Origin of the sequence: Mesorhizobium sp. M0618 (assembly GCF_040320765.1) — a bacterium.
GTDB lineage: Bacteria > Pseudomonadota > Alphaproteobacteria > Rhizobiales > Rhizobiaceae > Mesorhizobium.
In genome coordinates this window covers 32,733-59,134 of the sequence record NZ_JAMYQH010000021.1, presented here as the reverse complement: position 1 = coordinate 59,134, position 26,402 = coordinate 32,733, and the positions used below count along the sequence as shown (strand labels likewise).

Sequence of the window (26,402 nt, the reverse complement as noted above, 5' to 3'; positions counted from 1 at the left end):
GCCGGCTGATCTATGAGAGAAGCAGGCGCGGCGCGGTTCCCATGGAAAACGAATGAGGGTTTAACCGTGCCGTCTTTACGCAAGTCACTTTTCACCGCCGTCCTCGTTTCGGCGACCATGCTGTCCCCACTGGCGGCTTCAGCCGAAAGCATCTCCGGCGCGCTTGCAAAGGCCTATCAGTACAATTCTTCGCTGAATGCATCCCGCGCCGGCGTTCGTGTCACCGACGAGGGTGTCGCCATCGCCAAGTCGGGCTACCGCCCGATTGTCACCGGCTCGGCGGATATTGATTATTCGAGCAGCCATCTCAATGGCACCAATTCAAGCGTGAGGCTGACCACCGGAAATTTTGGCGTCCAGATAAACCAGATGCTGTTCGATGGCTTTCAGACCAGGAACAATGTCGCTGCCGCCGAAGCGCAGGTCCGCGCTTCCGTCGAAAGCCTGCGCAACACCGAAGAGGGTATCCTGTTCAGCGCGGCCCAAGCCTATATGAACGTGATTCGCGACCGGCAGGTCGCCGTGCTGACTGAGCAGAACCTTCAGTTCCTGACCGAAACGGCGCGCGCGGCGCGTTCGCGTTTCGAAGTTGGCGAAGGCACGCGCACCGATGTCGCCCAGGCCGATGCTTCGCGGGCCGCCGCCGTGGCATCGCTGAGTGCCGCCCGGGCGCAGGCGCTGGCAAGTGCGGCGATCTACCGCCAGATCGTCGGCGACGAGCCGGGCAAGCTCAAGGGCGCTTCGCCGGTGGCAAAGCTGTTGCCGTCGAGCCTCGCCGCCGCCGTCGGGGTGGCCTCGAACGAGCATCCGGCCATCCTTGCCACGCAGCATCTGGTCGACGCGGCCGCGTTTTCGGTGAAGTCGGCCGAAGGCGCGCTGTTGCCGCAGCTGTCGGCTTCCGCCGGCGTTTCGAGCGCCTATCGCAATACCTCGCCTTTGCCGGGCGTCGGTTCGCAGGATGGCACGACCAATTCGGCCAGTGTCGGGGCAACGCTGACCATCCCGATCTATTCGGGTGGCCGCACCTCGGCGATCGTGCGCCAGGACAAGGAATCGCTCAGCCAGGCCCGCATCCAGGTCGACGTCAGCCGCGACCAGGTGCGCCAGGCCGTCACCGCCGCCTGGACCGAGTACACCGCCGCGCAGCAGCAGCTGACGGCCAACAGGCAGGTGATCGAGGCCGCGAAGCTGGCACTGAACGGTGTCATCGAAGAGCGCAATGTCGGCCAGCGCACCACGCTCGACGTCCTCAACGCGCAGGCGACGGTCATCACCGCCCAGATCAACCAGGCCGGTTACGAACATGATGTGGTGGTGGCGAGCTACGCCATCCTGCAGGCGACCGGCCGTCTGTCCGTCGACCGCCTTGGCTTGCAGGTAGCGAAATACAAGCCTGAAGAGCATTACAACGCGGTCAAGGACAAGTGGTACGGCCTGCGCACGCCGGACGGCCGCTGAAGCGTTCGGCCAGGACTGGCCGTGCTCCTCGTTTGAGCAGGATCTTTCGTACTGCGCTCTCGGGTTCAGATCGCGCTAATCTGTTGAAATCCCACAAGTCCCCAGATTGGGGATTCTCGTGCGGCGATCCGTCGGTTACGCTGTCGCCATGATTCGATCCGGCTCTGCCGGATCGGAAAACCCAACAGGGGTCACAAGGGCGGCGGATGTGACGATGGCAACGGCAAGCAGCGCACAGCGCGAACCTTCCATGGAAGAGATACTGGCTTCCATCAGGCGGATCATCGAGGACAGCGACGGCGGCCGCAAGCAGCCGGGCGACGCCGATGAGTTGAGCCAGGATCTGGAGCGCGCGTCGAGCGCCTATGCAGCCCCCGACGTGGAAGCATTCCGTGCCGACCTGCATGCCGCCCCCGACGGCAGGAAGCCGGTCACGCTGGCGGAAGTCCAGACACAGTTGCCGGCGGCCGAGCCGGTGGCCGCACGCATGGAAACGCCGGTGCGCCCCGATCCCGGCCCGGCAAAGCCATCGATGACACTTGCCGAGGTCAGCGCCCGCGTCGCCGCCGAGCCAATCACGGTTGAAGCGCCGGGATCGCGTCCTGTCGCCGACGCTTCCATCGCCGATTGGCGTCGCGAGATCGCCGCGGTCGGTGAGCAGGCGAGGGCGGTGTCGGACCGGAGCGAAGCCCCCAAGACCGCTGCCCAGCCGTCCGTGGAGACTCCAAGTGACGAACCGACCGCGAAAGCAGCCGTCGAGCCGTCTCGTCCGGATGCAAGCGTGGTGCGACCGGTGGCGGCCAGCGACGCGCCGCGTCCGGCGATCGTTTCCGAGCACACCGGCCGGCAGGTCGCGGCTGCCTTTGGCGAGCTTTCCGACGCGTTTGCCAGCCGCAGCAAGAAGACATTCGACGAAATGGCCGAAGAGATGCTGCGGCCGATGCTGCAGGACTGGCTCGACAACAATCTGCCGACACTGGTCGAAAGGCTGGTGCGCGAGGAGATAGAGCGCGTGGCGCGCGGGGCGCAGTAGTTCCCCATGCCGATCGCCAAAGGAAACGGCGCCCTCGTGGCGCCGTTTCCTTTGGTGAGGTCAGCTTGTTGGCAGGACGACGGATCGCTTTCCGTTGAAATGACCAAGGCCGCGCCTATCTGGTTGTGAGGGTCCGAGACAGCCCTTGCGGTTGACTTGGTCAAAGCCTTCCGATTTACAGCGGACCAGCAAAACTCCCGACAGCGCGGACCATTTTCCCATGCTTGAAAAGACCTACGACGCCAAAACCGTCGAGCCGAAGATCGCCAAAGTCTGGGAAGAGGCCGACGCGTTTCGCGCCGGTGCCGGGGCCGAGGAGGGGGCGGAAGCCTTCACCATCGTCATCCCGCCGCCGAACGTCACCGGCTCGCTGCATATGGGACACGCGCTCAACAACACGCTGCAGGATATACTGGTGCGCTTCGAGCGCATGCGCGGCAAGAATGTCCTGTGGCAGCCGGGCATGGACCATGCCGGTATCGCCACGCAGATGGTGGTCGAGCGGCAGCTGATGGAAAAGCAGATCCATCGCCGCGACCTGACCCGCGAGCAGTTCATCGAGAAAGTGTGGGAGTGGAAGGCCGAATCCGGCGGCGCGATCTTCAACCAGTTAAAGCGGCTCGGCGCCTCGGCCGATTGGTCACGCGAACGCTTCACCATGGACGAAGGCCTGTCCAAGGCCGTGCTCGAAGTGTTCGTCACGCTCTACAAGGAAGGGCTGATCTACAAGGATAAGCGCCTTGTGAACTGGGATCCCAAGCTGCTCACCGCGATCTCCGATCTCGAGGTCGAGCAGCAGGAGGTCAACGGCAATCTCTGGCACTTCCGCTACCCCGTAGAGGGCCAGGTCTTCGACGCGGAAAACCCAACAACCTTCATCACCGTGGCGACGACGCGCCCGGAGACGATGCTGGGCGATACGGCCGTCGCCGTGCACCCTGACGACGAGCGCTTCCGGCATCTGGTCGGCAAGAACATCGTCCTGCCGATCGTCGGTCGCAGGATTCCTGTGGTGGCGGACGAGTACTCCGATCCGGAAAAGGGTTCGGGCGCGGTCAAGATCACGCCCGCGCACGATTTCAATGACTTCGAGGTCGGCAAGCGCCACAAGCTGCCGGCGATCAGCATCCTGACCACGGAGGCGGCGGTAAGTCTCAGGGATAATGAGGATTTCCTTGCCGGCCTCGAGGTGACGCCGGAGCGCCAAATTGTCTGGGACGAACTCGACGGCCTCGACCGCTTCGTCGCGCGCAAGAAGATCGTCGAGCTGATGGAAGAGGGCGGCTTCCTCGAAAAGGTCGAGCCGCATCGCCACGCCGTCCCGCATGGCGATCGCGGGGGCGTGCCGATCGAGCCGTTCCTGACCGAGCAATGGTATGCCAATGCGGCGGAACTGGCCAAGCCAGCGATCGCTTCGGTGCGCGAGGGGCGCACCAAGATCATACCCGGGAATTGGGAAAAGACTTATTTCCAGTGGATGGAAAATATCGAACCCTGGTGCATCTCACGCCAACTGTGGTGGGGTCATCAGATCCCGGCATGGTACGGGCCGGATGGGCGCGTCTTCGTCGAGAAGACCGAGGAAGAGGCGCTCGGCGCCGCGATCGAATACTACCTGGCTCTGGAAGGACCCTGGAAGGGCTGGGTCGAGGACAAGTTGGAGAATTTCCAGCCGGGCGAGATCCTGACCCGCGACGAGGATGTACTCGACACCTGGTTTTCGTCGGCGCTGTGGCCGTTCTCGACATTGGGATGGCCTGATGAGACGCCGGAGCTGAAGACCTACTACCAGACCGACGTGCTGGTGACCGGCTTCGACCTCATCTTCTTCTGGGTTGCCCGTATGATGATGATGGGCCTGCACTTCATGGACGAGGAGCCGTTCCACACCGTCTACATGCACGCGTTGGTGCGCGACAAGAACGGGCAGAAGATGTCGAAGTCGAAAGGCAACGTCGTCGACCCCCTCGACCTGATCGACGAATACGGGGCCGATGCGCTGCGCTTCACCCTGACGGTGATGGCGGCGCAAGGCCGCGACGTGAAGCTCGACCCGGCGCGCATCGCCGGCTATCGCAATTTCGGCACCAAGCTGTGGAACGCCACGCGCTTCGCCGAAATGAACGAGGTCGCGCGCAATGACGAGTTCTGGCTGAATGACGCGAAGCTGGCGGTCAACCGCTGGATCCTGACCGAACTGACGCGCGCGGCGCGCGAAATCACGGACGGCATCACCTCATACCGCTTCAACGAGGCGGCGGGTGCCGCCTACCGCTTCGTCTGGAACCTGTTCTGCGACTGGTATCTGGAATTGCTGAAGCCGGTGTTCATGGGCGCCGACGAGGCGGCCAAGGCCGAAAGCCGCGCCTGCGTCGCCTTCGTACTCGACGAGATCTACAAGCTGCTGCACCCGATGATGCCGTTCATGACCGAGGAACTGTGGGCGCAGACCGCTGGCGAAGGCAAGCAACGCCTCTCGCTGCTGTGTCATGCGGCATGGCCGTCACCGGATTTCGAAGACGCCGAGGCCGCAGCGGACATCAATTGGCTGGTCGAACTCGTCTCTGGCATTCGCTCCGTGCGTTCGGAGATGAACGTGCCGCCGGCAGCCATTGCACCGCTCGTCGTGGTCGGCGCCAATAATCTGACACGCGAGCGCCTCGTTCGCGAGGATTCGGCGATCAAGCGGCTGGCGCGGGTCGGCGACATCTCGCTTGCCGATGTCGCGCCCAAGGGCTCGGCGCAGATCGTGCTCAATGAGGCGACGGTCTGCCTGCCGCTTGGCAGCCTGATCGACCTCGCCGCCGAGGCGGCACGGCTGCAGAAGGAACTGGCCAAGGTGACCGAGGAGATCGCGCGCCTGCACAAGAAACTGTCGAACGAAAGGTTCGTCGCCAGCGCGCCGGCCGAGATCGTCGATGCCGAGCGTGAAAAGCTCGCCGAATACCGCGATGCGCAGGGCAAGCTGTCGGTCGCGTTGGCCAGGGTTCGCGACGCCGGCTAAGGATAGATTCGCGAGACTTTAGCCCTCTCTAAACTGCTGGTTTTCCGCCTCGAAAATCAGCGTTCCGTTGCGTTAATGTTGACGTAAACGGAAGTTTTAGCCCCATTGTTGCCATAATGTAACAATGGGGCTCCCGGACCGCAAAAAACGCTGTTTTCGAACCCTTTTTGATGGGTTTCCTCTGTTTTTTGGAAGCGGATCCGCCATCATGGACCGTTTTTCGGCCTTGCCGCATGCCGTTGCATTTGCTCGAAAATGCGCCTGACGAATGTGTACATGTACGCCCTTGAATTCGTTGTTGCACCGTTAACCTGAATTGGTTCTAGCTTGATGCACTCGAATTCGGGGAGGACATTTCATGACTATTCTGCGACTGAAAGCGCTGCTTGGGGCGGGCTGCTTTTCGCTGGCTTTGATCGGGACGGCGATGAACCCGGCACATGCCGGCGGCCTGGAGCGTGCTGGCTACGATATCGACCTGTTGTTTGATCCGGCTCCGTTCGCGACCGAAGCGGAAGCGACCTATGTGATGCCGGACCGCAAGTACAAGAATGCGCGCGGCCCGGGCGGAGCCGATCTCGGTTTGGGCACCTCGGCCGACGGAGCCGAGGGCTATTGGGTTCCACGCATTGGAGCCAAGGTCCAGGTCGTGCAAGGCGTGGATTGCATGGTCGATTATTCGCAGCCCTGGGGTGCACATACCGCGCCGGGAAATGCGTGGAACGGCGCGTTTTCGAATATCGAAACCGACATCAAGAGCGACAACTACGCGGCTACCTGCTCCTACAAGATGGACGCCGGCAAAGGCCAGCTTCGGTTCATAGGCGGTGTTTTCTACCAGAAGATCTATGGCTTCAAGGAGAACTACACAGATATTGGCTTCGGCACGATGGTCGGTCGTGTCGATCTGGAGGCCGATGGCTGGGGCTGGCGTGCGGGCGTCGCTTATGAAATTCCAGATATCGCGCTGCGCGCCAGCCTTGTCTACAATTCGCAAGTGAAGCTCGACAATATCTCTGGTACTCTGAACATCGGCGGCGTCGTCTCTGTACCGATTTATGGTGCGACGGAGTCAATGCCGGATTCGCTCGAATTGAAACTGCAGTCGGGCATCGCACCTGGCTGGCTCGCTTTCGGTTCGATCAAGTGGGTCAATTGGAGCGTCCTGCAAAGCGTTCCGATCTGTGCCCAGGGTACACCCTCCTCATTCTGCGTCACGAATGGTCTGGGCCAACTAACTTCACTCGACCTGATGTATCGTGATGGCTGGACTGTCACGGGCGGTATCGGTCACAAGTTCAATGATCAGTGGAGTGCCGCTGGGCAGCTTTCCTGGGATCGTGGCACGTCGCATGGCTATGGTGCACAGACCGATACCTGGACGCTGGGTGGTGGCGTTGCCTATACGCCCAGGCCGAATATCGAGGTTCGTCTGGCAGGTGCGGTCGGTGTGCTGACCAGCGGCCATTCAGGGGAGTTGGCTGGCGAGAACGGCTATATCGCGGGCACCGATGACAGCTATGACTTCGGCAACGATCTGGTCACGGCAATTTCCGGCGGTATCAAGATCAAGTTCTAAGCAACTGAAAATTCTAAGCAAAAGGCCGGGCGTTGCTCGGCCTTTTTCGTTTGAGCCGGCATCGCCCGTGCGCCCCGTATCCAAGCTGCGTTGCATATTAGCCGCACCTCTTTCGCCCCGTGCGATTGTGACGTTTTGGCAACACTTTCTGAACAACCCCTGCGCTGGAAGCCGGGCTGAGGAAATTGCCCATTTCCCGCCATAAACCCGGCGCACCTCGATCTTGTCTCGGGACACGCGCCAAAAGGCTCGGCGAGGGGGCAGGCCGCTCCGCCCCATTTGCAGGGAAGATGGGGCAAGGAAGAGTATGGACGCCAAAGTCATCTCCAAGGCTAAGCTCCCCAGCCGCCATGTGACCGTCGGTCCGGCGCGTGCGCCGCATCGTTCCTATCTCTATGCGATGGGTTTGTCGGCGGCCGAGATTGCGCAGCCGCTGGTCGGGGTCGCCTCCTGCTGGAACGAGGCGGCGCCCTGCAACATCTCGCTGATGCGCCAGGCGCAGGTGGTCAAGAAGGGCGTCGCTGCGGCCAGCGGCACGCCGCGCGAATTCTGCACCATCACCGTCACCGACGGCATCGCCATGGGTCACCAGGGCATGAAGTCATCGCTGGTGTCGCGCGAGGTCATCGCCGATTCGGTCGAACTCACCATGCGCGGCCATTGCTACGACGCGCTGGTCGGGCTGGCCGGCTGCGACAAGTCGCTGCCCGGCATGATGATGGCCATGGTGCGGCTCAACGTGCCGTCGATCTTCATCTATGGCGGTTCGATCCTGCCCGGCAGCTATCGCGGCCGCCAGATCACCGTGCAGGATGTTTTCGAGGCGGTCGGCCAGCACTCGGTCGGCACGATCAGCGACGACGAACTGCTTGAGATCGAGCAGGTCGCGTGTCCCTCGGCCGGTTCCTGCGGCGCCCAGTTCACCGCCAACACCATGGCCACCGTCGCCGAGGCGATCGGCCTGGCGCTGCCCTATTCCTGCGGCGCGCCGGCTCCCTATGAAATGCGCGACCGGTTCAATTTCGCCTCCGGCGAAAAGATCATGGAACTGATCGCGAAAAACATCCGGCCGCGCGACATCGTCACGCTGAAGGCGCTGGAGAATGCGGCGACCGTGGTCTCGGCCACCGGCGGTTCGACCAACGCGGCACTGCATCTGCCGGCGATCGCCCACGAGGCCGGCATCAAGTTCGACCTGTTCGACGTGGCCAAGATCTTCGAGAAGACGCCTTACATCGCCGACCTCAAGCCGGGCGGCAAATATGTCGCCAAGGACATGTTCGAGGCCGGCGGCATTCCGCTGCTGATGAAGACGCTGCTCGACCACGGCTATCTGCATGGCGACTGCATGACCGTGACTGGCCGCACTTTGGCCGAAAACATGCAGCACGTTGTCTGGAATGAGCATCAGGACGTGGTCCGCCCGGCCAACACACCCATTACCCAAACCGGCGGTGTCGTGGGTTTGAAGGGAAACCTTGCCCCCGAAGGCGCGATCGTGAAGGTCGCGGGCATGGCGGAGTTGAAGTTCTCCGGCCCGGCACGCTGCTTCGATTCGGAAGAGGAATGTTTCGAGGCGGTGACGCAGCGCAACTACAGGGAAGGCGAAGTTCTCGTCATCCGCTACGAGGGGCCGCGCGGCGGCCCCGGCATGCGCGAGATGCTGTCGACGACGGCAGCACTTTACGGCCAGGGCATGGGCGGCAAGGTGGCGCTGATCACCGACGGGCGCTTCTCGGGCGCGACGCGCGGTTTCTGCATCGGCCATGTCGGCCCCGAAGCAGCCGTAGGCGGCCCGATCGGACTGCTCAGGGATGGTGACGTGATCTCGATCGACGCGGTGAACGGCACGATCGACGTGGCGTTGTCCGATAGCGAACTGGCGGCGAGGGCAAAGACATGGAAGGCGCGCGCGACCGATTATCAGTCGGGCGCGATATGGAAATATGCACAGACGGTAGGGCCGGCGCGCGATGGCGCGGTGACCCATCCAGGCGGTGCGAAAGAAACACACTGTTATGCGGACATCTGAGTTGTTGAAGTCAACACCAGAGTTGTTGAGGTCGTCTGTCTTTTCGGCACTGGTCGTGATCGCCACTTTTGGCGCGACCTTTGGCGCCGTGGGCCAGGCCATGGCCTTCGACGACAAGGTGTTCGACGACAAGACCGGGGTGAAGCCGCAATCCAGCCCATGGGCGGTCTTCCAGTTCGGCTTCTCCGCCTACAAGAACGGCCACAAGGAACAGGCTGCCGAGGCCTACAAATACGCCGCCGAAAACGGCCAGATCGGCGCCACCTGGAAGCTTGCCCGCATGTATGCCGAGGGCGACGGCGTGGCGCGTGACGACTACGAGGCGTTCAAGTTCTTCTCCGAGATCGTCGATCAGGACGTCGAGCCCGGCTCGCCTGAGGAAAGCTATGTCTCCGACGCGCTGGTGGCGCTTGGCGACTATTTGCGCACGGGCATTCCCGGCAGCCCGGTCGCCGAGAACGAGGTGGCGGCCCAGGAATATTACATGCGCGCCGCCGCCAACTACCGCAATCCGAACGCGCAGTTCGAAATGGGGCAGATGTTCCTGAAGGGCGAGGGCGGCGTGAAGGCCAGCGTCAAGCAGGCCGGGCGCTGGTTCCAACTCGCCGCCGAGAAAGGCCATGCCGGCGCACAGGCGACACTGGGCCATTTGTTGTTCCAGAGCGGCAAGATCGTTCGTGGCCTGGCGATGATGACGGCAGCGCTCGAACGCGCTTCACCGGCTGACCAGCCCTGGATCCGCGGCATGCAGGAAGAGGCATTTGCCACCGCCGGCGAGGCCGACCGCCGTACCGCCATCTCGCTGGCCGATGATATCCTCACCAAGGGCAACAACGCGGACCAGTAGTCTCGCGGCCGCGTCAGCTTCACCAGCAGCACTCGATTTTCGGCCGTGATCAGTTCACGATCGGCTCCGCCGGCACCATGCTGGGCGCCGGCGTCGAGATCGGCGTGACATGGGGTTGTGGCGCCAGCGTGTTTTCCGGGCAGCTATCCCCGATCTTCGTCCACGATGTGTTGTTGAGCACCATGTCGCAGCGAGCCAGATGGCTCCGGTCGGCAAGCGTCAGGCAGGCGACCTGGCCAAGCTGGTAGGATTTTCCATTGGCCAGGCATTCCTGGTCGGCAAATGCCGCACCGGGAGCGGCCATGGCAAATGCCAGGCCGATCGGACAAAGATGAAATCGTGTGCTCATGGAACCCCAGCCGCCATGCTGGCCCGCAATGAGCGGCGCGAAATGTGGCGATATGAGGTCCAGCGCAGACGTGCCCGGCGAGGGTTCTCTCAGGCCGGCTGAAGCGCGAGATCGATCGCCACCGGCACGTGATCGGACGGTTTTTCCCAGGCGCGCACGTGCTTTTCGATCGACGCGGAAGAAAACCGGTTGGCGGCTTCCGGCGACAAGAGCAGGTGGTCGATGCGGATGCCGTTGTTCTTCTGCCACGCGCCGGCTTGATAGTCCCAGAATGTGTAGGTGTCGGGTGCGTCGGTGACCGCGCGCACCGCCTCGGTGAAACCAAGGTTGAGCAGCCGCCGGAAGGATTGTCGCGTCTGCGGCTGGAACAGCGCGTCGCCCAGCCAGTTCTCCGGAAACCGCGCGTCGATCCGCTCGGGAATCACGTTGTAGTCGCCGGCGAGCACCAGAGCCTCCTCCAGCCTCAGCCGCTCTTCGGCCCAGCGCTCCAGCCGCGCCATCCAGGACAGCTTGTAAGGAAACTTCTTCTCGTCATCGATCGGATTGCCGTTCGGCAGATAGAGCGAGGCGACGCGCAGCGCGCCCTTGTCAGTCGAGAAAACCCCTTCGATGAAACGCGCCTGTTCATCGGCATCGTCGCCGGGCAGGCCTCGGATCACCTCGTCGAAGCGCAGCTTCGACAGCAGGGCGACGCCGTTAAAACCCTTTTGGCCGTGGGTTTCGACATTGTAGCCAAGCGCCTCGATCTCGGCGCGCGGGAATTGCTCGTCGACCGACTTGATCTCCTGCAGGCAGACGATGTCGGGTGCGCTCTCGGTCAGCCAATGGGTGAGGTTGCCAATGCGGGCGCGGACACCGTTGATGTTCCAGGTGACGATTTTCATGGCGGTCTCGATGCTGTTCAGTTGGATTCTTGCGGCGGATGGCGTTCGACGAGGCCAATCGTATTGCCAGCCGGGTCCTTTAGGAAGGCCATCCATTCGCTTTCCCCCGCTGGACCGAACTGGCCCTCTGTGTCGCGATGGACAAGTGTTGGCGGCGCGGTGAAGGGTACGCCTGCCGCGACCGCAGAGGCATGGAAGTCATCGAGGCCCGATATGTCGAGATAGACGGTTCCGGCCGGTATGCCGTCGGTGAACAGCAGCCTGATATCGCCGGCCATGATGAAGGCGATGCCCGGCGGGTCGAAGCGCGCATGAACCGCCATGCCGAGCACGTCGCGCCAGAAAGCCAGCGTGGCGTCGAGATCACGGCCAGCCGACAGCGCGATCTGACGGACCGCACCGATAGCAGGCATTCTATATGGAGAAACTCGTGCCGCAGCCGCAGGAGGCGACGGCGTTCGGATTGCGGATCTGGAACGACTGGCCCATCAGATCGTCGACGAAATCGATCACAGAGCCGCCCATATAGACCAGCGACAGATCGTCGATCAGCACGGTGGCACCGTCCTTCTCGATGGCGACGTCGTCGTCATTGCGCGTATCGACCAGATCGAACTTGTAGGAGAAGCCCGAGCAGCCGCCGCCTTCGACCGACACGCGCAGCGCCGTCTTGCCGGCCTCGTTCGAGACAATCCTGGCGATCCGCTTGGCGGCGGCCTCGGTCATATCGACTTTCATGGCAGTCTTGGCATCAGCGCCCATGGGCGTCACCTTGCTTTCGGTTTCACATGATAGGTATGAAGCGCGAGGGGCCAAGTCAACCTGGCTAAGTCAAACGCGGCAGCATCAGCCATGACCAATGAGTTGGGCGACATCGGATTCGGCTATCGGCCGCGCGCCGCCTATGCCTGCGACCCGGCAAAGTCGCGCGGACGGCTGTTCGACGAGGTGGAAAGCCCGACCCGCACGCCATTCCAGCGTGACCGTGACCGCATCATCCATTCGACGGCCTTCCGGCGCCTGAAGCACAAGACGCAGGTCTTCATCGCGCATGAAGGCGACCACTATCGCACCCGGCTGACCCATTCGATCGAAGTGGCGCAGATCGCGCGCGCCCTGGCACGGGCGCTGCGCGGCGACGAGGATCTCGCTGAGGCGGTGGCGCTGGTGCATGATTTCGGCCACACGCCCTTCGGCCACACCGGCGAGGACGCGCTGAACGAAAAGATGGCCACCTGGGGCGGCTTTGACCACAACGCGCAATCGCTGCGCATCGTGACGAGGCTGGAGGCGCGCTACGCCGAGTTCGATGGGCTCAACCTGACCTGGGAAACGCTGGAAGGCCTGGTCAAGCACAATGGACCGCTGACGGACGCCAACGGCAAGGGTCTGAAAGGGCCGGTGCCGCAGGCGATCCGTGATTACTCTGAACTGCACGATCTCGAACTCGACCGGTTCGCCGGCATCGAGGCGCAATGCGCGGCGATCGCCGACGATATAGCCTACAACACGCATGACATCGATGACGGCTTGAGGGCAGGGCTACTGACGCTGGACATGCTGGAGACGGTTTCGCTGCCGGGAACGATCCTGAAAGGCGTTCGCTCACGCTATCCCTCCCTCGATGATGTGCGCACCGGCCACGAGCTGATGCGGCGGCAGATAACCGCCATGGTCGAGGACGTGATCAAGTCGACGACCGCCAATCTCGATCGCATCAAGCCGCGGAGCGCCGATGCAGTGAGGGCAGCTGGCGAGACGATGGTAGTTTTCTCGGCCGAAATGGCTGCCTTGGAGAAAGAACTGAAGGCCTTCCTGTACAAGCACCTCTACCGGCACGCGGAGGTTATGCGGGTGCGCGCGGACGCCGAGCAGATCGTCAAAAATCTGTTCGACGCCTATTTCGCCGATCCGCGCGCCATGCCGGACGGCTGGCGCGAGGGGCTGGATCGGGCCGACGACCGCATCAAGGCGCGCAGCGTCGCCGACTTCCTGGCGGGTATGACCGACACCTACGCGCTCAAGGAACACCGGCGTTTGTTTGACCATACGCCTGAATTGGGCTAGGGCGGGCTCGATTTTGCCGGCCAACGAGCCGGATTCGCTGCAAAGCCGCCAGAGCCAGACCCCAGAGTCACACAAATGAACATCTTCGCCGATTTCACCGCGCGAATCATAAAAGCCGTCGAAGCGCTTGATCTGAAAGACAAAGACGGCGTTTCGCCTGACCTGTCGCGCATTGCCGTCGAGCCGCCGCGCGACGCCAGCCACGGCGACCTGGCGACCAATGCGGCGATGGTGCTGGCCAAGCCGACCGGCCAGAACCCGCGCGCGCTGGCCGAAAGACTGGCGCAGGCGCTGCGTGACGACAAGGATGTCGCGGCGACGGAAGTGGCAGGGCCCGGTTTCGTCAATCTCAGGCTCAAGGACGGCTTCTGGCAGACACATCTGACCGCACTGCTCGGCGAGGGCCGCAACTATGGCCGCTCGACGGTTGGCGGCGGCAGGAAGACCAATGTCGAATATGTCTCGGCCAATCCGACCGGGCCGATGCATGTCGGCCATTGCCGGGGTGCTGTCGTCGGCGACGCGCTTGCCAATCTGATGGCCTTCGCCGGCTACGATGTGACCAAGGAATATGTCATCAACGATGCCGGCTCGCAGATCGACGTGCTCGGCCGTTCCGCATTCCTGCGCTACCGCGAAGCGCTGGGCGACGATATCGGCGAAATACCCGCCGGTCTCTATCCCGGCGATTACCTGGTGCCTGTCGGCCAGGCGCTGGTCGCGGAATTCGGCCGCTCGCTTCTGCAGATGCCGGATGACGAGGCGCTCGCCATCGTCAAGGATCGCACCATCGATGCGATGATGGCGATGATCCGCGAGGACCTGGCGATGCTCAACGTGCATCACGACGTGTTCTTCTCCGAGCGCACGCTGCATGCCGACAATGCCAGGAAGATCCGCTCGGCGATCAACGATTTGACGCTGAAGGGCCATATCTACAAGGGCAAGCTGCCGCCGCCCAAGGGCGAGAAACCCGACGATTGGGAGGACCGCGAGCAGACGCTGTTCCGCTCGACCGCGGTCGGCGACGACATGGACCGGGCGCTGGTCAAGTCCGATGGCTCGTTCACCTATTTCGCCGCCGACGTCGCCTATCTCAAGGACAAGGTCGATCGCGGCTTCGTCGACCTGATCTATGTGCTCGGCGCCGACCATGGCGGCTACGTAAAGCGGCTGGAGGCCTTGGCGCGGGCGATTGCCGGCGACGAGGTGAAGCTCACTGTCCTGCTGTGCAATCTGGTCAAGCTGTTTCGCGAGGGCGAACCGGTGCGTATGTCGAAGCGGTCGGGCGATTTCGTGACGCTGCGCGAAGTGGTGGAGGAGGTCGGCCGCGACGCGATCCGCTTCATGATGCTCTACCGCAAGAACGATGCGCCGCTGGATTTCGATTTCGTCAAGGTGACCGAGCAGTCCAAGGACAATCCGGTGTTCTATGTCCAGTACGCCTCGGCGCGCTGTCATTCGGTGTTCCGGCAGGCGAGCGAGCAACTGGGCGAAGCCAATTTCGACCGCAACAGCCTGGCGTCGGCCGCGGCATTGCTGACCGATGAGGGCGAGATCGGCCTGATCCGCAAGCTCGCCGAATACCCGCGGCTGATCGAGTCCGCCGCCCTTGCTCTCGAGCCGCATCGGCTGGCATTTTACCTCTATGATCTGGCTTCCAGCTTCCACGGACACTGGAACCGTGGCACGGATAATCCGGACTTACGTTTTGTTAAGGTTAACGACCGACAATTGACGCATGCCAGACTAGGGCTGGTGCAGGCTGTTTCGGACGTTTTGACGTCCGGCCTGACGTTGATCGGGGCCGCCGCGCCCACCGAAATGCGTTAGGTTTGACTAAATAACCTGTCACCTTTTGCCCACATTGCGCTGGTAAGGGCCAACCCTACGCGACGTCCATGGCGTCCGAATGAGTGCGAGTTCGGGAACAATAATGGCAGACAGAACCCAGCTGAGAGTAGCCGACAACAACGACATCGCTGACGATGATCCGTTCGCGGAACTGACCAGGATCATGGGATTCGACCCGCGCCAGCCGGTCAGGCCGCAATCGCCCGCCCAGCCGCAGGCCCCAGCCGCCGATCGCGGGCTCGAAGAGGGCGATTTCGATATCGATCTCGAGAAAGAAATGATGGGCGAGTTCGGCGCTGACGACAGCGACGCCGCTCCGGTTGTCCAGGCTCATGAGCCGACCTTCGAGCATGAGCCGGCATTCCAAGCGGCTGACGCCAGCGCGATGGACGACGAGCTTTCGGTGTCGCTCGACGACGATTTCCAACTGGACATGGCTGAGATCGACGGCCACGTCGCCGGCACCAGCCATGCGGTCGCAGCTGAAGCCGCGCCGTCCGTCGAGCCGGCTTTCGCGTCTGATTTTGACGATGCCGTCGCCGGTTCGCTTGAGGACGTCTCCCCCTTCGAGGACGATCAGTCGATGGCGGACGAGCTTGCCACTTCGCTCGACCAGGACCTCCGGATCGATGAGGAAGCCGAAGAGGCCCAATACGCCGTTGCCGACACGCACGCTTCTGTCGAGCCAGTTGCCTCAGATGACGAATTCGACGATGCGGTGGCAGTCTCGCTTGAAGACGAGCTGATGCTCGACGGCCATTCGGCGACCGAACAGTCATTCGTGGCCGCCGAGCCCGTCGAGTATCCCATGCCGGAGCAGGCGGCGGCGCGTGACGGCCATGCAATCTCCGATGAGAGCTTTGCCGGCCATTTCGACGACGCCATGGCTGATGTCGACATGGATTTCGACGTTCGCGCGGATGAGCCGAATGCCTTCGACGAGCCGCCAACGCATGATGCGTTTGCCGATGTCGCTGATGCGAAGGGCGAGCTTCCCAGCCCTGAGGGCGTGCCGGACGATGCTTTTGACCTGAATTTGGACGACGCGTTTGCCGAAACGGTCGAAGAGCCGGTCACAGAGGTTGCCGCCGTTGCCGCCCAGCCGGCGGCGCCGGAAGCCTACATCGCAGCCGCGGCGCATGCCCCGACCGCGGACGAGCGGAGCCTGGAAGACGAGTTAAATGCGCTGCTGGGTGCCATGACGGCGCGCACAGTGCCGGTGGACAGTGAGCCCGTCACGGCTCAGCCGGCTGTCGCCGCCCTGCCGCCTGTTGCCGAGACCACCGAGGAGCCGGCCGACCTTGTCGGCGACCTCGACTGGGATCTTGACGGACCCGCGCCTGAGCAGGACCGGCATGTTGGCACGGCCCAAGCGGCCGATGCGGATATTGACGACCTTATGCTTGATGAACTCCAGGATACGACCTGGAACACGGTTGGCGATGTCGATTTCGACGATGATGCGTTCGACGCGGCTTTGCCCAAGGATCTTGATCCGCGTGACGAAGCCGCTGACCGGGACAATTCGGCGGATTCTCTCGATTGGCTTGCGGAGCGTTCCCAACCGGCAGAGCCGCCGCGTTCGTGGAGCCGCGTGACGCCGGTTCCGCAGCAGCCGTCATTCAGCGCTCAGCCTGCGTTTGGTGCTCAGCCGGCCGCTTCGGTGGCATCCGTGGCCGCCGGGCCGGCAGTCGCCGCCATGACATCCTACCGTTCGTCCGAGCCGGTCGAGGCCGTGGCTCCCGCTGCCCCGGTATCGGCGCCGCAATCGCGCCAGCCGGCGCATTACGAAGACATGCCCGACGTCGAAACGGTCGATGTACCCGAGCGTGTCGTCGCGCTGGCGGACGATCTCGATATTCCCGAACTGCACTTCGAGGAAGACCAGCCAGCGTCGCCTGGCTACGACGATCTCGATGCGGAGTTCTCCAGCCTTCTCTCCGAGATGAACGCGGTGGAGGTCGCTGCCGCTCCCACAGGCAATTTGGCCGGCGCGTCTTACGATGATGACTCCTATGCCGCGGGCTTCAAGCCGGGCTATGACAGCCTCAAGCCGGCATATGACGGGGTCAAGCCGGGCTATGATGGGATCAAGCCGGGCTATGAGCCGGAAGCGCGGACCTATGCCGCGCGGCCGATGGACATGTCCGCCCGCGCGGCGGCGCCCACGGGTTATGCCGACGCCTCTGGTTTCGACCTTGACAGTCTGCCAGGGAGCCAGCCGGTTTCCCAAGCCGATGATTTCACCGTCGATGAACTCGACTACGATCCCGAACTCGACGAGGCTATGGCTGTCCCGGGGCTCGGCGAGCGTGAGGCCGCGAGGCCGTCGCGCGGACGCGGCCTGTTCATCGCCGCGATTGTCGGCGCGGTCGCCGTCGCGGGCGGTCTCGGTGCCTTTGCGCTGTCCTTTGGCGGCAAGGGCGGCAGCGAAGCGCCTGTCATCGTCAAGGCCGACAACGCGCCGATCAAGGTTAAGCCGGAGAATCCGGGCGGCGCCGTGGTGCCCAACCAGGACAACAAGGTCTACGACGCGGTCAGGGGCGCAAAGCCAGCCGAGCCGGTCCAGGAAAAGCTGGTCACCAACGTCGAAGAGCCGGTTGACGTGCAGGCGAAGGACCCGGCCCGCGCCATCGATCTTTCGCCGGACCAGAATGCAGCCGCCGCTGGAACCGATGTCGGCAATGCCGCGCCGATGTCCGGCGCCGCTTCGGCCGACAACGCTTCTGCCGATAGCACTGCGCCGGCGCCCAAGTCCGAGGATCGCATCGCGCAGGTGCTGCAGGATGCCGACAAGGGCACCAATGCCGATGTCGTCGCCGTTGCGCCGCGCAAGGTGAGGACCATGGTGGTCAAGTCGGACGGTTCGCTGGTGCCGCGTGAAGATCCGGCAGCGCCCGCCGCTCCGCAAATGGCCGCTACCGAGCCGGTCGATCCGGCGCCGCAGCATGTCGCCCCGGCGGCGCAAGCCGATGCGGACCAGACCGGCACCGTGGCGCCTGCCGCCGCCCAGGCGGACGACGAGCCGGCCCTCAAGCCGGTCGCCAAGCCGAAAGCCGAGGCCCAATCGGCGAACACGCCGGCAAAGGTTCCGCTCGCGCCGCAGCGTCCGTCCGACCAGCCGGTCGATGTTGTCGGCGAGGTCAAGCCCGATCAGGTTGCGTCCATAGATCCGGCATCGACCGCGGCCGGCGGTGGCTCGTGGTCGATGCAGATCGCCTCGCAGCCGACCGTCGAAAGCGCCCAGTCCAGCTATCAGGATCTGCAGCGCCGCTATGGCAGCGTGCTTGCCGGGCGTACCGCCAACATCGTCAAGGCCGAGATCGCCGGCAAAGGCACGTTCTACCGCGTGCGCGTTCCGGCCCAGTCACGCAATGACGCGATCAATTTGTGCACCAGTTACAAGGCCGCCGGCGGCAACTGCTTCGTCTCGCGCTAAAGCCGGAGCCAACCATCAAAAGCCGGCGCGGTCCACCGCGCCGGCTTTTTCATGGGGAAAGCAGATCCGGCATTGTCCCGGATGAATCCCTGGCGATTCCCTTTGATCGCACAAAGCCCTAAACTGCCGACATGACCGAATCAAAATCCATGATCCTCGGCTGTGCCGGGAAATCGCTTACCCGCGAAGAAATCAATTTCTATCGCAATGAATGCCCGTGGGCCTTCATCCTGTTTGCGCGCAACATTGGCGAGACCGAACAGATCCGCGATCTGGTCGCCGAGATGCGGGACTGCCTAGGGCGTCCGGACGCGCTGGTGTTCATCGATCAGGAAGGCGGCCGTGTGCAGCGCTTGCGACCGCCGCTGGCACCGAACTATCCCGCCGGCGGCGCGCTCGGCGCGCTGTGGCGCGACGATCATGATGCCGGCGCCCGAGCGGCCTGGCTGATGGCGCGGCTGCATGCCTTCGACCTGCTGCGCTACGGCATCACAGCCGATTGCCTGCCGGTGCTCGATGTGCCGATCGAAGGCGCCAGCGATGTCATCGGCGCGCGGGCCTATGGCAAGGATCCGCGACCGGTGATCGAGCTCGGCCGCGCAGCCGCGGAAGGGCTGATGTCGGGCGGCGTGCTGCCGGTCATGAAGCATATTCCGGGTCATGGACGTGCCTTTGCCGACACGCATTTCGAACTGCCGGTGGTCAATGCCTCGCTCAGCGATCTGCAGCGGCATGATTTCGCCCCGTTCAAGGAGCTTAGCCATCTGCCGATGGCGATGACAGCCCATGTCGTCTACAGCGCGATCGACCCCAACAATCCGGCGACCACCTCCGGCAAGGTCATCGACGAGATCATCCGGCGCGAAATCGGCTTCGACGGACTGCTGATGAGCGACGACACCTCGATGAAGGCACTTTCTGGGGATTTCCCGACAAAGGCGGCCTCGATCCTTGCGGCGGGCTGCGATCTGGTCCTTCACTGCAACGGCGTTTTTGAGGAGATGGCCGGCATCGCATCGCGCACCATGGGGCTTGAGGGCACGTCGCTGGAGCGCGCAAAGCGGGCGCTGACCTATATAAAGAACCGTGACACGGTTGAAGAAACCGAAATACGTGCCGAATTCGCCACCTACTTCGATGCGGTGGCATAGCAAAGGGAAAGCGACAGGCAGTGGCGGAAACATTGGAAAGCAAGGCCGCGAAGGCCGCACCGATGGACCGTCTGTGGGCCGAGAATGACGATTCACGCGTTACCGGCGACCCGTCGCTGGTCGTCGACGTGGCCGGCTTCGAAGGTCCGCTCGATCTTCTGCTGCATCTTGCCCGCACCCAGAAGGTCGATCTGGCTCGCATTTCGATCCTGGCGCTGGTCGAGCAATATCTGACCTTTGTCGAGACGGCGAGGGCGCTCAGGCTGGAGCTTGCCGCCGACTATCTGGTGATGGCGGCGTGGCTGGCCTTCCTCAAGTCCAAGCTCCTGATCCCCAAGCAGCCCGGCGACGAGGGCGAAAGCGGCGAGGAACTGGCGGCGGTGCTGCAGTTCCGCCTGAAGCGGCTGGAAGCCATGCGCGACGCCTCGGCGCGTCTGGTCAACCGCAACCGGCTCGGCCGAGACGTGTTTGCGCGCGGCATGCCGGAAATGGTCATCGTCGAAAAGCGTAACGCATATTCGGCCTCGCTCTACGATCTCTTGACCGCCTATGCCCAGCAGCGCCAGAAGCAGGCGATCAACAATGTGACCATCGCCAGGCGCGGTGTCTGGTCGCTCAAGGACGCGCGCGACATCCTGACCCGCCTGGTCGGGGCTGCAAGCGACTGGACGGCGCTGGAGAGTTTTCTGATCGCATACATGACCAGTCCCGAGGAGCGGCGCACGGCGATCGCCAGTTCGTTTGCGGCCACGCTGGAGCTGGTGCGCGACGGCACGATGGACGTGCGGCAGGATCAGACGTTCGCGCCGATCTACCTGCGCGGCCGCACGCAGGCAATCAAGGCAGTCGAGGTGGCATCATGAGCGAACGCTTCAACGCTTCGGTTGTCCCGTTCAAGGTCGGCGATGAACCCGAAGAGGAGTTGCTTTCCCAGGATCCGGCCGAGCAGCAGCTACAGAACCCGGCCGAACGGCTGCATCTGGCCGAGGCCGTGCGCATGGCCGAGGCGATCGTGTTCGCCAGCGCTGAACCCGTCAGCGAAAAGCAGCTTGCGGCCCGCCTCCCTGACGGCATCAACATTGCCCTGGCCATGGCCGAGCTGCAGCAGATCTATGCGCGGCGCGGCGTCAATCTGGTGCGTGTGGGCGACGCCTGGGCGTTCCGCACCGCCGGCGACCTGGCTTTCCTGATGAGCCGCGATACCGTCCAGCAAAGGAAGCTCTCCCGCGCGGCTCTCGAAGTGCTGGCGATCATTGCCTATCACCAGCCGGTGACGCGTGCCGAGATCGAGGACATCAGGGGCGTGGAGACCTCAAAAGGTACGCTCGACACGCTGCTGGAAACGGAATGGGTGCGCATGCGCGGCCGGCGAAAGACGCCCGGACGCCCTGTGACCTACGGCACGACGGAGACCTTCCTCGACCATTTCGCGCTGGAAGAGATTCGCGATCTTCCTGGCATGGAGGAACTGAAGGGGGCCGGACTGCTTTCGGGCCGCATGCCGTCGAATTTCTCCATTCCGCAGCCGCCGGCCGATCCCGACGCATTGACCGACGACGAGGATGCGCTGACCGATATCGATCTCGAGGAACTCGGCCTGCTGACGCCGCGCGTCACGGAAGATTGACTGGCATTGGCGGCGAACTTGATGAGGATGCGCGGATTCGTAGCGGGCGTTCCCGTCGAAAATGCGTGACATCCGTCACCCTTTCATAAACTCTGTCGCAGTTGTGTTTGAATCCCAACGCGAAAACGCATAGATCATCGCCAGGGAAAACATTCGAGAGAGATTTGCTATGGGTTCATTTTCGATTTGGCATTGGCTGATCGTGCTGGTGATCGTGCTTTTGGTGTTTGGCCGCGGCAAGATTCCCGAGCTGATGGGCGATATGGCCAAGGGCATCAAGAGCTTCAAGAAGGGCATGGCCGACGACGAGGTTGCCGAAGACAAGCGCACCGTCGAACACCGTGCCGACGAGACCGTTGCGGCCGCGAAGGAAAAAGCCAGCAAGAGCTGAGCCAAAGGTTCTAGTCGGAACAGAGTGCCATGTTTGAAGTCGGCTGGACCGAAATGCTGGTCATCGCGATCGTCATGATCGTGGTCGTCGGACCCAAGGATTTGCCCAATATGCTGCGCACCTTCGGCCGCACGACGGCGAAGCTGCGCGCCATGGCGTCCGATTTCCAGAAACAGTTCAACGAGGCGCTGAAGGAAGCCGAGCTCGACGACGTCAAGAAGTCAGTCGACGAGCTCAGGGGTCTCAGCCCGATGGCCGAGATCAGGAAGCAGCTCAATCCGTTCGAACAGGCCGCGGCCGATGTTCGCTCCGGCGTCGATGCGGCGATGAAGCCGAAGCCGGCCGATCCGGCAAGCTCTGTCGCTTCGACCCCGCAGGCGGCCGAGCCGTTGAAGAACGGTGCAACGACCATGCCTGGCGTCAACGGACCGGAAGCAGCGCCAGCAGCGCCGATTTTCCCGGCGATGACCGACGAATCGGTGGTGACGACGTCAGTACCGGCGGCACCTGTCGTGGCGCCGAAGGCATCCGCGGCGAAGAAACTAACCAAGCCTGCACCGGCAAAAGCGACGCCGGCTGCAAAAGCTTCGGCAAATGGTGCAAAGGTTGCCGCGAAGGCAGCGTCTGCGTCCAAGACGCCGGCGAAGGCCGTGACGACGGCACAGCCTGAAACGCTCAGGGCCAAGACGCCCGCTGCGGCCAAGGCTATCGCGGCCAAGACTGTAGCGACCAAGACGGGGGCGAAAGCCGAACCGAAGCTTGCAGCGGTGAAGAAGCCGGTGGCCAAGAAGACGGCTGGAGCCGCCAAGTGAGCGTTTCGGACACCGAAAAGGACGAGATCGAGAAATCGTCGGCGCCGCTGATGGAGCATCTGATCGAGTTGCGCCGGCGGCTGATCTGGTCGCTGGGCGGCTTCTTCGTTGCCTTCCTGGTCTGTTTCTTCTTCGCCAAGAAACTGTTCAACCTCCTGGTCGTGCCGTTCAAATGGGCGACGCAATGGGCAGGGCTCGATCCGCACAAGGTCGAGCTGATCTACACGGCGCCGCAGGAATTCTTCTTCACTCAGGTCAAGCTCGCCATGTTCGGCGGCATGGTGATCGCCTTTCCGCTGATTGCCACGCAGATCTACAAGTTCATCGCGCCCGGCCTGTACAAGAACGAGCGGAATGCCTTCCTGCCGTTCCTGATCGCGTCGCCGATCCTGTTCCTGATGGGTGCGTCGCTGGTCTATTTCTTCTTCACGCCGATGGTGATGTGGTTCTTCCTCGCCATGCAGCAGGCCGGCACCGACGATCAGGTGCAGATTTCGCTGCTGCCGAAAGTGTCGGAATATCTCAGCCTGATCATGACGCTGATCTTTTCCTTCGGCCTGGTGTTCCAGCTGCCGGTGGTGACCAGCCTGATGACACGGGTCGGCATGCTGTCGTCCAAGGGACTGGCCGAGAAGCGCAAATGGGCGATCGTCATTGCCTTCGTCGTCGCGGCGATACTGACGCCGCCCGATCCGATGAGTCAGATCGGCCTGGCCATCCCGACCATCCTTCTCTACGAGGTGTCCATCTGGGCTGCCCGGCTGATCGAGCGCGATCGGGAAAAGCAGCGCGTGGCACGCGAGAAGCAGGATGCGGCGGACGAGGTGGCGGACAAAGCACCGGACGAGCCCCCGGCACCTGCCTCCTCATAGGCAACAGAGCGGCTGCAGCGGCGGAAAAACATAGTCGTCGCCCCGCCCATCTTGCATCGATCTCGGATGCGGTTTACGCCCTCTGGCTGAAACGCATCGCGCTCAAAGCGATGCGTTTCAGTTTTGTTTTGAGCATATCGTTGTCCCAAAATCGCTGTGCACTTTTGGGCGACATGCTACCCAGGAGCGTTCAAACCATGCTTGACATCAAATGGATTCGCGACAACCCGAAGGCCCTTGTCGAGGCGCTGGTGAAGCGCTCGTGGTCGGCCGGTGAGGCGCAGTCCATGGTCGACGGACTGATCGCCTCGGACGAGGCGCGGCGCGAGCACGTTACCGAACTGCAGACCAAGCAGGAGCGCCGCAATGCCGCGTCGAAGGAGATCGGTAACGCCATGCGTTCGGGCGATGCCGCCTTGGCCGAAAAGCTGAAAGCCGAAGTCGGCGAGATCAAGGTCTTCATCCAGAACGGCGAGGCGCGCGAACGCGAGCTCGACAAGGCGCTGACCGATGCGCTGGCAGTGCTTCCCAACGTGCCGTTCGACGACGTGCCTGTCGGCAAGGACGAGCACGACAATGTCGTCAAGCACCTCGTCGGCAAGGTGCCGACGCGGCCGAACTGGGTGAAGGAGCACTTTGAGATCGGCGAAGCGCTCGGCATGATGGATTTCGAGCGCGCGGCAAAGCTGTCGGGCTCGCGCTTTACGGTGCTGAAAAGCGGACTGGCCCGGATGGAACGTGCGCTCGGCCAGTTCATGCTGGACCTGCATACGACCGAACACGGCTACGAAGAAGTCATCCCGCCGTTGATGGTCAAGGACGATGTTCTGTTCGGCACCAACCAATTGCCTAAGTTCGAGGAAGATCTGTTCTTCACGCCGCACGGGGAGGGCAGGCTTGGCCTGATCCCGACCGCCGAGGTCCCACTCACCAACCTTGTGCGTGAAGAAATCACCGCGCATGAAAAACTGCCGCTGCGCTACACCGCGCTGACGCCGTGCTTCCGTTCGGAAGCGGGTTCGGCCGGGCGCGACACGCGCGGCATGCTGCGCCAGCATCAGTTCTACAAGGTCGAGCTGGTGTCGATCACCGATCAGGAATCGTCGCTTGCCGAGCTCGAGCGGATGACGCAATGCGCCGAGGAAGTGCTGAAGCGGCTCGGCCTGCCGTTCCGCACCATGACGCTGTGCACCGGTGACATGGGGTTTGGTGCGCGCAAGACCTACGACATCGAGGTCTGGCTGCCCGGCCAGAACGCCTATCGCGAGATCTCGTCCTGCTCGGTGTGCGGCGATTTCCAGGCGCGCCGCATGGACGCGCGCTACAAGGACAGGGACGGCAAGGGCAACCGCTTCGTGCACACGCTCAACGGCTCGGGCACAGCCGTTGGCCGCGCGCTCATCGCTGTCATCGAAAACTACCAGAATGAAGATGGCAGCGTAACCATTCCTGAAGTGCTGCGGCCTTACATGGGCGGTCTGGAAAAGATCGAAGCGAAACAATGCGCATTCTCCTGACCAATGACGACGGCATTCATGCCGAGGGACTGGCGTCGCTCGAACGCGTCGCACGTACGCTGTCCGACGATGTCTGGGTGGTGGCGCCCGAGCAGGACCAGTCCGGCTATGCGCATTCGCTGTCGATCTCGGAGCCGCTGCGGCTGCGCAAGATTGGCGAGAAGCATTTTGCCGTGCGCGGCACGCCGACGGATTGCGTCATCATGGGCGTCAAGAAGATCCTGCCTGGCGCACCCGACCTGATCCTGTCCGGCATCAATTCGGGCGCCAACATCGCCGACGATGTCACCTATTCCGGCACCGTCGCCGGCGCCATGGAGGGTGCGCTGCTCGGCATCCGCTCGATCGCGCTCAGCCAGGGCTACAGCTATGTCGGCGAAGATCGCGTCGTGCCCTACGAGACGACAGAAGTGCTGGCGCCGGCGCTGCTGAAGAAACTTGTCGCGACGCCGTTGCCGGACGGCGTGCTGCTCAACGTCAATTTTCCCAACTGCACGCCCGAAGAGGTCGCGGGCACGGTGGTCACCACGCAAGGCAAGCTCGTGCACTCCCTGTGGGTCGACGAGCGCCGCGACGGGCGCGGCCTGCCTTACTACTGGCTGCGCTTCGGCGGCGAGCCGGTCGAGGGCAAGCAAGGCACCGATCTCTACGCGTTGCGCAACAGGCTGGTGTCGGTGACGCCGCTGCAGCTCGACCTGACCGCGCATGAAATCCGTGACCAATTGAGCAAGGCGCTTGCATGAACCAAGGCCTCCCGATCGATGACCGCGAAGGTTTTGCTGCCTTTCTGCTGCGCCTGCGCGGCCGGGGGACTGTGCCGAAGGCGCTGATCGCGGCCTTCGAGGCGACGCCGCGGCGCGGCTTCCTGGCGGCCCAGTTCCATCAGATCGCCTGGTCGGACCGTATGCTGCCGATCGAATGCGGCGAGGCGATCGAAGGTGCCGACATGCAGGCGGCGGTGATCGCGGCGCTCGCTATCGAGCAGGGCAACCGCGTGCTCGAGATCGGCACCGGCTCGGGCTACACTTCGGCGGTGATGTCGCGGCTGGCGGCGCGGGTCATCACCACCGATCGCTACAAGACGCTCGCCGAGCAGGCGCGGCAGCGCTTCGAGGCGCTCGGCATCGGCAATGTGATCGTGCGCCACGCCGATGGTTCCGGCGGGCTGCCGAATGAAGGGCCATTTGACCGTATCGTCGCCTGGGCTGCCTTCGACAGCCTGCCGCGCTTCCTGCTCGACCAGTTGTCGAGCGGCGGTATCGTCATCGCTCCGATCGGCCCCGAAGAGGGCGAACAGGTGCTGGCCAAGCTGACCAAGGTCGGCAGCCGCTTCGAGCGTGAAGACATCGGCCTCGTTCGCCTGCAGCCGATCCTGCGCGGTGTCGCCGCTGTCATCTAGCGCGTATGTCGATGTTCAGGCCGCGCCGCGTCGGGTGCGCGCGCCGTCTTCGACCCCGGCCGGCATGACCTGAAAATCTCCCCTGGG

General features: G+C 63.0%; 22 protein-coding genes. 18 read left to right on the top strand and 4 right to left on the bottom strand.

Features of this window, described 5'->3' with window-relative positions; genetic code table 11:
• Positions 1–66: 66 nt before the first annotated feature.
• The 6 genes from NKJ04_RS21715 (at position 67) to NKJ04_RS21690 (ending at position 9,953) form a co-directional block, all read left to right on the top strand.
• Positions 67–1,458 carry a TolC family outer membrane protein gene (locus tag NKJ04_RS21715; protein ID WP_023812204.1) on the top strand — a complete coding sequence of 464 codons (1,392 nt, stop codon included), beginning with the start codon at positions 67–69 and terminating at the stop codon, positions 1,456–1,458.
• Between the two features lie 214 nt (positions 1,459–1,672).
• A complete protein-coding gene (locus tag NKJ04_RS21710) occupies positions 1,673–2,491 on the top strand; it encodes a PopZ family protein (protein WP_023812203.1) in 819 nt (272 codons plus the stop codon).
• Positions 2,492–2,711: 220 nt separating this feature from the next.
• Positions 2,712–5,495, top strand: coding sequence for a valine--tRNA ligase (locus NKJ04_RS21705; protein ID WP_023812202.1), 2,784 nt, complete (start codon positions 2,712–2,714; stop codon positions 5,493–5,495).
• A 358-nt stretch (positions 5,496–5,853) separates the two neighbouring features.
• The gene (locus NKJ04_RS21700; RefSeq protein WP_128304005.1) at positions 5,854–7,074 is read left to right on the top strand and encodes an OmpP1/FadL family transporter; all 1,221 of its coding nucleotides are present in this window, start codon (positions 5,854–5,856) and stop codon (positions 7,072–7,074) included.
• Positions 7,075–7,381: 307 nt separating this feature from the next.
• Complete coding sequence (gene ilvD, locus NKJ04_RS21695; protein ID WP_352439900.1) at positions 7,382–9,106, top strand: dihydroxy-acid dehydratase; 1,725 nt, start codon at positions 7,382–7,384, stop codon at positions 9,104–9,106.
• Entirely contained in the window at positions 9,093–9,953 is an 861-nt protein-coding gene (locus tag NKJ04_RS21690; RefSeq protein WP_031213511.1) for a tetratricopeptide repeat protein, read from the top strand. The genes ilvD and NKJ04_RS21690 overlap by 14 nt, the downstream gene beginning before the upstream one ends.
• Positions 9,954–10,002: 49 nt before the next feature.
• On the opposite strand, the gene NKJ04_RS21685 is transcribed toward NKJ04_RS21690, so the two are convergent.
• The 4 genes from NKJ04_RS21685 to erpA form a co-directional block, all read right to left on the bottom strand.
• Positions 10,003–10,302 carry a hypothetical protein gene (locus NKJ04_RS21685; RefSeq protein ID WP_352677344.1) on the bottom strand — a complete coding sequence of 100 codons (300 nt, stop codon included), beginning with the start codon at positions 10,300–10,302 and terminating at the stop codon, positions 10,003–10,005.
• A gap of 89 nt (positions 10,303–10,391) precedes the next feature.
• Positions 10,392–11,186 (bottom strand): exodeoxyribonuclease III, encoded by a 795-nt coding sequence (xth, locus tag NKJ04_RS21680; protein WP_023812197.1) that lies wholly within the window; start codon positions 11,184–11,186, stop codon positions 10,392–10,394.
• A 17-nt stretch (positions 11,187–11,203) separates the two neighbouring features.
• Positions 11,204–11,599 carry a VOC family protein gene (locus NKJ04_RS21675; RefSeq protein ID WP_128304007.1) on the bottom strand — a complete coding sequence of 132 codons (396 nt, stop codon included), beginning with the start codon at positions 11,597–11,599 and terminating at the stop codon, positions 11,204–11,206.
• A gap of 1 nt (position 11,600) precedes the next feature.
• Positions 11,601–11,948 carry an iron-sulfur cluster insertion protein ErpA gene (gene erpA, locus NKJ04_RS21670; protein ID WP_013531288.1) on the bottom strand — a complete coding sequence of 116 codons (348 nt, stop codon included), beginning with the start codon at positions 11,946–11,948 and terminating at the stop codon, positions 11,601–11,603.
• Positions 11,949–12,038: 90 nt separating this feature from the next.
• On the opposite strand from erpA, the gene NKJ04_RS21665 reads away from it, so the two are divergent.
• The 12 genes from NKJ04_RS21665 (at position 12,039) to NKJ04_RS21610 (ending at position 26,315) form a co-directional block, all read left to right on the top strand.
• Positions 12,039–13,253, top strand: coding sequence for a deoxyguanosinetriphosphate triphosphohydrolase (locus tag NKJ04_RS21665; RefSeq protein WP_023812194.1), 1,215 nt, complete (start codon positions 12,039–12,041; stop codon positions 13,251–13,253).
• A gap of 75 nt (positions 13,254–13,328) precedes the next feature.
• Complete coding sequence (gene argS / locus NKJ04_RS21660; RefSeq protein WP_352439903.1) at positions 13,329–15,086, top strand: arginine--tRNA ligase; 1,758 nt, start codon at positions 13,329–13,331, stop codon at positions 15,084–15,086.
• A 103-nt stretch (positions 15,087–15,189) separates the two neighbouring features.
• Positions 15,190–18,546 carry an SPOR domain-containing protein gene (locus NKJ04_RS21655; RefSeq protein WP_352677343.1) on the top strand — a complete coding sequence of 1,119 codons (3,357 nt, stop codon included), beginning with the start codon at positions 15,190–15,192 and terminating at the stop codon, positions 18,544–18,546.
• Positions 18,547–18,677: 131 nt separating this feature from the next.
• Positions 18,678–19,697, top strand: a complete 1,020-nt coding sequence (gene nagZ, locus NKJ04_RS21650) for a beta-N-acetylhexosaminidase (RefSeq protein WP_128304010.1) — start codon at positions 18,678–18,680, stop codon at positions 19,695–19,697.
• 62 nt (positions 19,698–19,759) lie between these two features.
• Complete coding sequence (locus NKJ04_RS21645; RefSeq protein ID WP_050596706.1) at positions 19,760–20,560, top strand: segregation and condensation protein A; 801 nt, start codon at positions 19,760–19,762, stop codon at positions 20,558–20,560.
• Positions 20,557–21,324, top strand: a complete 768-nt coding sequence (scpB, locus tag NKJ04_RS21640; protein ID WP_128304011.1) for an SMC-Scp complex subunit ScpB — start codon at positions 20,557–20,559, stop codon at positions 21,322–21,324. Before NKJ04_RS21645 ends, scpB begins: the two co-directional genes overlap by 4 nt.
• A 169-nt stretch (positions 21,325–21,493) precedes the next feature.
• Positions 21,494–21,715 carry a twin-arginine translocase TatA/TatE family subunit gene (locus NKJ04_RS21635; protein WP_023812188.1) on the top strand — a complete coding sequence of 74 codons (222 nt, stop codon included), beginning with the start codon at positions 21,494–21,496 and terminating at the stop codon, positions 21,713–21,715.
• 29 nt (positions 21,716–21,744) lie between these two features.
• Entirely contained in the window at positions 21,745–22,527 is a 783-nt protein-coding gene (tatB, locus tag NKJ04_RS21630; RefSeq protein ID WP_128304012.1) for a Sec-independent protein translocase protein TatB, read from the top strand.
• Positions 22,524–23,399, top strand: a complete 876-nt coding sequence (tatC, locus tag NKJ04_RS21625) for a twin-arginine translocase subunit TatC (protein ID WP_023812186.1) — start codon at positions 22,524–22,526, stop codon at positions 23,397–23,399. The genes tatB and tatC overlap by 4 nt, the downstream gene beginning before the upstream one ends.
• Positions 23,400–23,596: 197 nt before the next feature.
• A complete protein-coding gene (gene serS / locus NKJ04_RS21620) occupies positions 23,597–24,916 on the top strand; it encodes a serine--tRNA ligase (protein ID WP_352677342.1) in 1,320 nt (439 codons plus the stop codon).
• Positions 24,901–25,659 (top strand): 5'/3'-nucleotidase SurE, encoded by a 759-nt coding sequence (gene surE, locus NKJ04_RS21615; protein ID WP_023812184.1) that lies wholly within the window; start codon positions 24,901–24,903, stop codon positions 25,657–25,659. Before serS ends, surE begins: the two co-directional genes overlap by 16 nt.
• Positions 25,656–26,315: a protein-L-isoaspartate(D-aspartate) O-methyltransferase gene (locus NKJ04_RS21610; RefSeq protein WP_023812183.1), complete on the top strand. Its 660-nt coding sequence runs from the start codon at positions 25,656–25,658 to the stop codon at positions 26,313–26,315. The genes surE and NKJ04_RS21610 overlap by 4 nt, the downstream gene beginning before the upstream one ends.
• Positions 26,316–26,402: the final 87 nt, after the last annotated feature.